Annotated in this window: 8 protein-coding genes and 1 pseudogene; 3 read left to right on the top strand and 6 right to left on the bottom strand. The window is 40.6% G+C overall.

From position 1 onward, the window contains the following. The 3 genes and pseudogenes from PSF16_RS12210 to PSF16_RS12200 form a co-directional block, all read right to left on the bottom strand. Positions 1-489 (bottom strand): annotated as a pseudogene (locus PSF16_RS12210) (IS3 family transposase); the annotation flags it as partial. Positions 490-672: 183 nt separating this feature from the next. Next, a complete protein-coding gene (locus tag PSF16_RS12205) occupies positions 673-1,137 on the bottom strand; it encodes a DUF1097 domain-containing protein (RefSeq protein ID WP_272689322.1) in 465 nt (154 codons plus the stop codon). 268 nt (positions 1,138-1,405) lie between these two features. Next, the gene (locus PSF16_RS12200; protein ID WP_272689321.1) at positions 1,406-1,615 is read right to left on the bottom strand and encodes a YadA C-terminal domain-containing protein; all 210 of its coding nucleotides are present in this window, start codon (positions 1,613-1,615) and stop codon (positions 1,406-1,408) included. Between the two features lie 482 nt (positions 1,616-2,097). Here PSF16_RS12200 and def point away from each other — a divergent pair, with 482 nt between their 5' ends. Next, the gene (def, locus tag PSF16_RS12195; protein WP_154628477.1) at positions 2,098-2,604 is read left to right on the top strand and encodes a peptide deformylase; all 507 of its coding nucleotides are present in this window, start codon (positions 2,098-2,100) and stop codon (positions 2,602-2,604) included. Between the two features lie 146 nt (positions 2,605-2,750). Here the strand turns inward: def and fliT are convergent, their stop codons facing one another. Genes fliT through fliD form a run of 3 tightly spaced genes read right to left on the bottom strand, consistent with a single transcriptional unit; the run spans position 2,751 to position 4,969 of the window. Beyond that, positions 2,751-3,140 (bottom strand): flagellar protein FliT, encoded by a 390-nt coding sequence (gene fliT / locus PSF16_RS12190; protein ID WP_036951364.1) that lies wholly within the window; start codon positions 3,138-3,140, stop codon positions 2,751-2,753. After that, on the bottom strand, positions 3,130-3,528 hold the full coding sequence (gene fliS / locus PSF16_RS12185) for a flagellar export chaperone FliS (RefSeq protein ID WP_272689320.1): 399 nt from the start codon (positions 3,526-3,528) through the stop codon (positions 3,130-3,132). The genes fliT and fliS overlap by 11 nt, the downstream gene beginning before the upstream one ends. A 4-nt stretch (positions 3,529-3,532) precedes the next feature. Beyond that, a complete protein-coding gene (fliD, locus tag PSF16_RS12180) occupies positions 3,533-4,969 on the bottom strand; it encodes a flagellar filament capping protein FliD (protein ID WP_272689319.1) in 1,437 nt (478 codons plus the stop codon). A gap of 357 nt (positions 4,970-5,326) precedes the next feature. On the opposite strand from fliD, the gene PSF16_RS12175 reads away from it, so the two are divergent. Together PSF16_RS12175 and PSF16_RS12170 are read left to right on the top strand one after the other, a co-directional pair. Continuing rightward, positions 5,327-6,394: a FliC/FljB family flagellin gene (locus tag PSF16_RS12175; RefSeq protein ID WP_272689318.1), complete on the top strand. Its 1,068-nt coding sequence runs from the start codon at positions 5,327-5,329 to the stop codon at positions 6,392-6,394. A 385-nt stretch (positions 6,395-6,779) separates the two neighbouring features. Beyond that, positions 6,780-7,496 carry an RNA polymerase sigma factor FliA gene (locus PSF16_RS12170; protein WP_272689317.1) on the top strand — a complete coding sequence of 239 codons (717 nt, stop codon included), beginning with the start codon at positions 6,780-6,782 and terminating at the stop codon, positions 7,494-7,496. Positions 7,497-7,683 lie beyond the last annotated feature (187 nt).

The raw sequence follows: 7,683 nt of genomic DNA, 5'->3' as shown, positions 1-7,683 counted from the left end.
GGGGGTCAACCCTCCGTTATACCAGTGAGGCCTGATGTTGCTGTAATAGCCTGTGATGTAACGAATAATTCCGTGTTCTGCTTCTTTTAGGCTTCCATAACCTATTGAAGGCATCCATTCATGTTTTAAACTTCTAAAAAATCGCTCCATTGGACTGTTGTCCCAACAGTTACCTCGTCGACTCAGACTTTGGACTATTTGATAGCGCCATTACCGTTGACGATACTCAAGGCTGGTATAATGACTGCCCTGGTCGCTATGAAACATCAGTCCTTTTGGTTGACCGCGCATTTCCCAAGCCATTTGCAGAGCTTTTAAGGTCAACGTGGTGTCGGGGGACGTGGAGAGTGCCCAACCAACAGGTTTCCGTGCAAAAAGGTCTAACACAACAGCGAGATACGCCCATCGTTTTCCTGTCCAAATATACGTCACATCGCCGCACCACACTTGATTGGGGGCGGTGACGGCAAATTGGCGGTCGAGTAAATTAGAATCAGTTGGAAATGATTATGGTAAGGCAATGTTCCAACTCATGAATACGGCATACCTATCAAACTCAAATATTAAAATAACTGGCTGCTTAGCAAATAAAATTAGCGCAGCGTCGATATCCTATAAATAAAGGTAATTTATTTTTATCGCCAGAGGGTACTTGGATACCCTCATTATGCGTCAAGGGGCTTTATCCAGTTTTTTGACTAACCAGAGACCACTTTGCTTCATAGCGTAACCAAATAAAACACCCACAATAAGTGATGGAATAGTTAAGCGCCAATTACCTTGCGCTGCAAAGGTTGCACAGGCGCCGATAAAGGTTCCTGGAATATAGGCCAGCCACGATTTTTGGGCTTGAAAGCACATGATAAAAGCGATAATCGTGGTCACAAAGTAGCCTGCAAAATTAGGTAGGTCATGGGTGAGCTTATCGCTATGAATAATGACCAAACCCCAAGCCACACCACTGAGTGCGGTTAATGCAGTGACAAGCAATCCTTTTATCCCTTCTTTGGGATAGGCAAAATACGCCGTGCAGCCTAAAAAGCCCGCCCAACTGATTAGCCCGAAGACATCAGCTACCCATGCCCATAATCCAGAAAGAATCGCGGTCGTTAATGAAAGAGAAAAAAGTAGTTTCACAATAATGGCTTTATGAATAAGTTAAGGTAATGAATTTGAGAAAGCTGAGCATTGTATAGAGGGATGTCAGGTGTTGCAATTAAATGATGAATAATAAGTGTGAAGAAAAGGTTTAATGTATGCCTAATAATGATTTGAGTGATTTAAATTTAATAGTAAGAAATTAAACAGTGGTATTGATAATTAATCGTTAAATAAAAATTAGCATCAATTTACATTGATGCTAATAAATATGACAAGAAGAATAAAGATAGTTATTGGTTCAATATCACCAACCGTAGGCAATACCGGCTCCGATAACGGCTCTATCAGAGTTATTCCAAGAAATAGAACTGCGCAGATTCAAGTTTTGCTTAACTTGATACTGAGCACCGGCTGCGATGGCGTTACCATTTTTAAAATTACCTAAGCCTAATCCGGCGCTAAAACGTGTGTTTGTGGTGTAAGGAATATTGGTCATCGAACAGGTCTTCATCATTAATTAAACAGCGAGCAAAGCAAAGGTAAGAATTATGATTAAGTATTAAAAACGTAAGCTTATGTTGGGTTATGTATTTAAAGAAAAGGGGTATCAGCGAACAAAACTCGGCTTATCCCATGTAATTTTCCTGTTAAAAACAGTATTAAATAGAAAGTCGAAATAAAATTATAGCTAAGCTATCTAATCAGTGTTAATTCAGATTTATATTTTGGTCGGTTTACCATGTAAAATTTACAAATACTTGTTTATACGGATTGTCTTATTTTGATGAAATACATTGGATCTTGCCTGTAGAACGGGGTTACACGGTGAATTTTCTGGTGATTTCAGGTGTGTTTTTTCTCAGATCATGTTATTTTTCTGTGAAAATTTCATATTCAAGTGACTTTGCCATTTTTTGCATCTTTTATACGTAAAAAAAGGGCGATACTAATTCTATAGACTTGAGTAAAAGTAATTGAATCAACAGGATTTTAGCTATGGCAGTAAGAGAAATTATTGAAATTCCAGATGAAAGATTGCGTATTCAGTGCAGTCCCGTTACGGATTTCGCAGCAGTACAAACATTGGTCGATGATTTAATTGAAACCATGTACAGCACTGATAATGGTATCGGGCTGGCGGCAACGCAAATTGCCGAAACCAAAGCCATTATGGTGATTGATATTTCGGAAGAACGTAATCAGCCAATGGTATTTATCAACCCAGAAATTATTGAGAGCGAAGGGGAGACTAGCTATCAAGAGGGTTGCTTATCCGTACCGGATGTTTACGCGGATGTGCCACGCTTTTTGCGTGTGAAGGTGAAGGCGTTTGACCGTGACGGCAAGGAGTTTGTTGTCGACAGTGATGAGTTTTTAGCGATTGTCATGCAACATGAAATTGACCATTTAAACGGTAAAGTGTTCATCGACCACTTATCCACGTTAAAGCGCAATATGTTGTTGAAAAAGCTTAAAAAGCAGCAAAGATTAAAACAGCAGTAAAAATTAAAGTAACAGCATTTCCCGTCTATTTTACGGCTTCCCGAGACCCAACAAGTGTGATTCGGGGAGCTGCTATTGTGTTCTTGGTGCCAATTGAGTTGTCCTATTAAGTTAAGCGTCAGGTGAACTGCCTGACACTTTACCGTTTACTCGAGAGGTTTAATAACCCTTGGAGCATCGGGTTGATCAAATTGGCCGTAGCTATTATTCAATACCTTTTGTTGGTCGAGCTGTTTGATTTCTTTACTTAAAAAATTCAAATGATTTTGTAAGTGTTCTTTTGTCACTCGTTCGTTTTCAATGATCTGGTGTAGTAACTGCACAAAGTCGTCAGTAATAGGTTGTTCCTGCTCATATTCTTGAGTCAAAGCCGTTAAATTCTCAACGGCAAGGACATATTCAGTTTCTCGGGAGATTAATGACTCCCATTCCCCTGATTGTGCGAGCGAAACTAAGTTTTCACTTAATATTAAGACATTACGATATATTTCAAGTAAATAGAGAGGATTTTTATTGTCCACCTGGTTATCTTTCATCCACATTTACACCGATTTGTTGCCATGCAGAGGCGATATCGGAGAGTAATTGGTAAACTTCTTGGACATAAGTCACGTTGTTTTCTATGTTGGCGCGGAGCAATTGCCGCGTCATGTATTCATACAAACTCGCTAAATTTTCAGCAAGTTCGCCACCAGCCTCGTAATTTAGCGATTGTTTTAATCCCGTGTCAATGATGTCGATGGCTTTTGAGATTTCTTTACCCTTTTCAGCAATGTTCCCCTGTTCCATAAAAATCTCTCCCCGTTTAAGGGCACTTAAGGCCCCTTTAAACAGGATTTGGATCAGTTGATACGGGGTCGCATTGGCGATTTCACTCTCCAAACTGACCTGCTGATAGGCTTGATTAGCTTTACGTTGATACATGCGGTTAACCTAAAAGTCTGCCTAATGAATTAGTGGTGCTATTTAATGAACTCATCATTTTATCGAGGTTTTGGAACTGACGACGATAAATATCCATGGTGTTTTCAATTTGTTTATTGGTTTGCTCGATACGTTTATCGATGCTTTTCTTTTTCTTCTGTACGCCATCTGTGGCGTTATGCAGCGTACCTTCTTTGCTATCTAAGGTCTCTTTTAAGACGTTAAAGTTTTCGGTCGCAAATCCAGTTTTCTCACCGTCACCGGCAAAGAATACTTTTACGCTAGATGGGTTATCTTTTAGAGCACTATCGAGTTTTTTATTGTCGATCTCTAACGTACCGTCCAGTTTTTGCTTAATACCCATTTTATTCAGCAGGTTTAATTCACCGCTATCTTGTGGACTACGCACTTGGGTACGTAAGGTACTTTGAATTGCACGTAAAGTGGAATCACCAATTAATGGACCATTGGTTTTATCCGGTGCAGTGCCTTTTTTCGTTGGGGTATATTTAGTGAGCTCTTTGGCTAAGGTTTGGAACTCATTATAGGCATCCACCCACGCTTTAATTTTGCCCTTAGCTGGCTCAATATCTTCAGAGATAATTAAATGTTCTGATTTGCCATCTTCACTCCCTTTCTTTAAAGACAGGGTTAAACCAGGAAACAGGTCTTTGGCTTCGTTGGTTTGAGATTCTAATTCGAAACCATCAATGATTAATTGTGCGTTTTGTGGATCAACTTTAGGAACCATCCCTGTTGTAGGGTCTGTATTTAGTGTGACCTTGCCATCTTTATCAATTTTATACTGCACATTCAACATAGCAGCAAGATTGTCATCTCCCTCTACATTGATGGAGATACGACTATCGGTTCCTGCTTTTTTAGAAGTAACAACAAGATGATATTTGTTATCTTTGTCTTTAATAACAGAGGCCGAAACGCCTTTATCGGTTTTATTAATCGCATCTGCAAGCTCGATTAATGAAGTGTGTTCATTATCGAGTTTGATAACAATTTTATCTTTATCTTCTTTTTGTGAAGGCTGAGTGATTGTAATGGTGCGTTCTGCTGCGCGGTTACCTAATAATTTTTTGTTATCATCAACGCCTTTTGTCGCAATAGTTTGTGCTTTTGCCAGTTTGGTGACTTTAACATCATGTACACCTGCAATTGCTTTACCATCTGTTTTCACGTCAAAGGCTTTATATTCACCACTGACTTTAGTGGTGCTGATATCTTGATATTTTTTGAGATCTTCCGCCGCTTTTTTCAGTTTTTCTAATGAAGATTGCATCTTACCAAATGCACTGATTTGCGCATCATAGCTGGCTTTCTGTTTTGTCAGTGGGGCTAAGCGGCGTCTTTCCATTGCCTCTAATTGCTCCATTTGCACATTTAAGTCTAAGTTAGCCCCGATACCGAGTGTGGATATGCCTGCCATAAATCTCTCCTGAATATAAACCCTGAAAATAAATTCGTATTTAGTCCTTTATCGGCGAATTGGGGAAAAATATTAGACTATTCGGCGAAATAATAATGGGGGGAGTTAAACCGTAAAAGGCAGGTAATTAGGCTTATTGAATAAAAATGATGGGGAAATTAACGATAAAAAAAGAATTTAATAAAAATTTTCGTGTAAAAAAAGCTGATTCCAGCGGGCTTTAGCCTCGAAATATGAAAGATTTTTATAAAAAGGGCTAAAGGGGTTTTGGGTGCCGCCGATAATGTTATTGCTGACAACATTTACCGAGTTAAGCCAGCGTGCTTAATCGACTATTAAGAAAAAGGACAATACATTATGGCACAGGTTATTAATACCAACATTCTGTCTCTGACTACTCAGAACAACTTAAACCGTTCACAAGGCGTACTGGGTAGTGCGATTGAGCGTTTATCTTCTGGTTCACGTATCAACAGCGCAAAAGATGACGCTGCGGGTCAAGCAATCGTTAACCGTTTCACTGCAAACGTTAAAGGTTTAACTCAGGCTGCACGTAACGCAAACGACGGTATCTCTATCGCACAAACCGCTGAAGGTGCAGTTAACGAAATCAACGATAACTTACAACGCGTTCGTGAACTGACTGTTCAAGCACAAAACGGCACTAACACTAAGAGCGACATCGATTCTATCAATAAAGAAGTTAAAGCGCGTCTGGATGAGATCGACCGTATCTCTAATCAAACCCAGTTTAACGGCGTAAATGTATTAAGTCAAAAGACTAACATGAGTATTCAAGTAGGTGCTAACAATAATGAAACTATCTCTCTCAATCTGGAAAAAGTAGACAGCGATAGTTTAGGTATATCTAATTTTAAGGTATCAGACAAAGGCGCTATAGGTAACGAAATTAAAGGCAACGAAGCAGAGGGTGCTTTGAATAAAGCGAAGGAAGATCCGGATGCTAAAAACCTTTCAGGTATGAAAGTTTTCGAATCATTAGATGGATCAGGTTTGGTAGAAAAAAGTAAAGTTTTTGTCGTTGGTAAAAACAATAAAAGCGAAGAGGTTTTTATTGAGGTAAAAATAAAAGATCAAACTCAAACTCCAACTCAATATGAGAGCGCTAAGAAAACGAACAAGCCTACAAGTCTATCAGCATTAGAGCAGATAGACAAAGCAATGAATTTAGTTGATGGCTTCCGTTCAGGCTTAGGTGCTATCCAAAACCGTTTGCAATCTACTATCAACAACCTGAACAACTCTGCTAACAACCTGAGCGCAGCACGTAGCCGTATCCAAGATGCTGACTTCGCGACAGAAGTTTCTAACATGAGCCGTGGTCAGATTCTGCAACAAGCAGGTACTGCTGTGTTAGCACATGCTAACCAAGTTCCACAAGGTGTTCTGAGCCTGTTACGTTAATTCGTGATCGAGCTTTTTATTAAAGACCAGCTTTGCTGGTCTTTTTTTTGCCCGTTATACTTCGCGCCACAGCGTTGTTGACTTCAGTCGCTCACCGGAATCACGTACTCATGTACGCTCATCGGGATAATCTCCTTCGTCGCCTAGCTGCAACACGAATTATTTAGGGCGCGCTTTGACATTGTTAAGGTCAAAAACAAGGTCAAAGGCAAGGGCAAGGTCAAAAGAAAAAACAAAAAATAGAATCAAAAAATATCGGGTTTCATCAAATTTATTTAGGATAAAAAGAATCACGGCTGATTTAGTGCCTTACTCTGCGGATTGAAATTACGCGTAACACAGATAATGGCTACCTTTAGTTAAAACTTGAAGGGTGATTCAGGTTGTGAGTGATTTATATACTGCCGAAGGTGTCATTAATAAAAATAGCCTATGGGAGAGTTATTACCCTCTAATACGCCATGAAGCCCTGAAACTGCAAGTCCGACTTCCTGCCAGCGTTGATATCGATGACTTAATTCAAGCGGGTGGCATTGGGCTACTCCACGCATTAGAACGTTTCGACGCCTCATTAGGTGCCTCTTTTGCCACCTATGCCGTACAGCGGATCCGTGGATCTATGCTCGATGAGCTACGTAGCCGTGACTGGGTTCCTCGTAGCGTGCGTCGCCAAGCCCGTGAAATGATCAAAGCCATTGGTGAACTTGAGCAAAACCTTGGGCGCAGTGCCACTGAACCTGAGATTGCCAAAGCGCTGGATATCGATCTGGCGGAATATCGCCAAGTGCTGCTGGATACCAACAATAGCCAACTGTTCTCCTACGATGAATGGCACGAAGTGCACGGGGAAAGCTGCGAACCTTCAATGGATGAAGACGATGGCGGTAATCCACTGAGCTTATTGATGGAATCCAACCTAAAAGACCAAATAGTGGCGGCGATAGAGCAATTGCCAGAGCGCGAAAAAATGGTACTGACGCTGTATTACCAAGAAGAGCTGAATTTGAAGGAGATTGGTGCGGTGTTGGAGGTGGGGGAGTCGCGGGTGAGTCAGCTCCACAGTCAGGCCATCAAACGGTTGCGCTCTAAGCTGAGGACTTAAATGCTCGTCATACTTCACGCTGTGACTGTGTTGGCTTCATAAGCTAACCCTAGTCACATACTTGTGTATGCTCCCAGGGCTTAGCGTATTCGCCGCCTTATCACAACGCGAATTATTTAGAGCTATGTTTGGGGAAGGTCAAGGGAAAAATCAAAGCAAAACAAGGGCGAAATTAAGAAAAAATAAA

It is taken from the genome of Providencia sp. PROV033 (assembly GCF_028484855.1).
GTDB classification, from domain to species: Bacteria; Pseudomonadota; Gammaproteobacteria; order Enterobacterales; family Enterobacteriaceae; genus Providencia; species Providencia alcalifaciens.
The sequence above is the reverse complement of the archived record's forward strand: the minus strand, read 5'-3'. Positions and strand labels throughout refer to the sequence as shown.

Excerpts from the sequence above, each read along its gene's own strand:
- PSF16_RS12175 (WP_272689318.1), top strand. The coding sequence starts at position 5,327 with ATGGCACAGGTTATTAATACCAACATTCTGTCTCTGACTACTCAGAAC.
- def (WP_154628477.1), top strand. The coding sequence starts at position 2,098 with ATGGCAGTAAGAGAAATTATTGAAATTCCAGATGAAAGATTGCGTATT.
- PSF16_RS12200 (WP_272689321.1), bottom strand. The coding sequence starts at position 1,615 with ATGATGAAGACCTGTTCGATGACCAATATTCCTTACACCACAAACACA.
- fliT (WP_036951364.1), bottom strand. The coding sequence starts at position 3,140 with ATGAAAGATAACCAGGTGGACAATAAAAATCCTCTCTATTTACTTGAA.
- fliD (WP_272689319.1), bottom strand. The coding sequence starts at position 4,969 with ATGGCAGGCATATCCACACTCGGTATCGGGGCTAACTTAGACTTAAAT.
- fliS (WP_272689320.1), bottom strand. The coding sequence starts at position 3,528 with ATGTATCAACGTAAAGCTAATCAAGCCTATCAGCAGGTCAGTTTGGAG.